The sequence below is a fragment of the Streptomyces hirsutus genome (genome assembly GCF_001418415.1).
In the GTDB taxonomy this organism is placed as follows: Bacteria; Actinomycetota; Actinomycetes; order Streptomycetales; family Streptomycetaceae; genus Streptomyces; species Streptomyces hirsutus.
Map to the genome: position 1 here is coordinate 1 of NZ_LIQT01000322.1, position 616 is coordinate 616.

At 69.8% G+C, this 616-nt stretch carries 2 protein-coding genes and 1 pseudogene; all 3 read left to right on the forward strand.

Annotation, left to right across the window (positions count from 1 at the left end):
* Positions 1 to 53 precede the first annotated feature (53 nt).
* Positions 54 to 245 (forward strand): mobile element transfer protein, encoded by a 192-nt coding sequence (locus AOK11_RS23525; protein ID WP_055595722.1) that lies wholly within the window; start codon positions 54 to 56, stop codon positions 243 to 245.
* An 11-nt stretch (positions 246 to 256) separates the two neighbouring features.
* Entirely contained in the window at positions 257 to 412 is a 156-nt protein-coding gene (locus tag AOK11_RS42075; protein ID WP_107098659.1) for a hypothetical protein, read from the forward strand.
* 23 nt (positions 413 to 435) lie between these two features.
* Positions 436 to 616, forward strand: a pseudogene (locus AOK11_RS44060) (SpdD-like protein); the annotation flags it as partial.

Consider the following 616-nt stretch of genomic DNA (forward strand, 5'->3'; position numbering starts at 1 on the left):
TATCCGCGCCGCCTTCCCCGACCCGACCACCACCCGGACGGAGACCGACTGACATGCCCGCCCGCGACTTCTTCCACTCCGTGATGCGGATTGGCCCGGTACAGATCGGCACCCACCGCGACCGCCACGGCACCACCAAGCACGCCGCCGTGTGCAGCGCCGATGACTGCGGCTGGTCCGCCGACTACACCAGCCGCTCCGCCGCACAACTCGCCGCCCGCACCCACCGCTGCCGCGCCCGCTAGGAGGCCGACCCATGGACGTTCCGCTCTGGCTAGCCCTGCTGGTCGTCGGCTACCTCGGCGTCAAGTTTGTCCGCCCGCCCTGGTGGCTCATCGCCGTACTCCTCCTCGGCGGCTTCCTGCTCGCCAACAGCGTGCTTGCTCCCGTCATCGACAGCTTCACCAAATAGTCCACCTCGAAAGGAGAACACCGATGCTTCGCCCGAAGATCCCGACCAACCCCACGCCCACCGTTCAGGCATCTCCGCCCGTGGTGATCGAGCCGACCGCCATCGTCCCGAGTGTTCAGGCGTCGCCGCCCGCTCCGGTGGCACCGGTGCCGTCCCGGCCCACGGTGCAGCTCACCCCTGGCACCGCGCTCGCCCTCGTCGGCG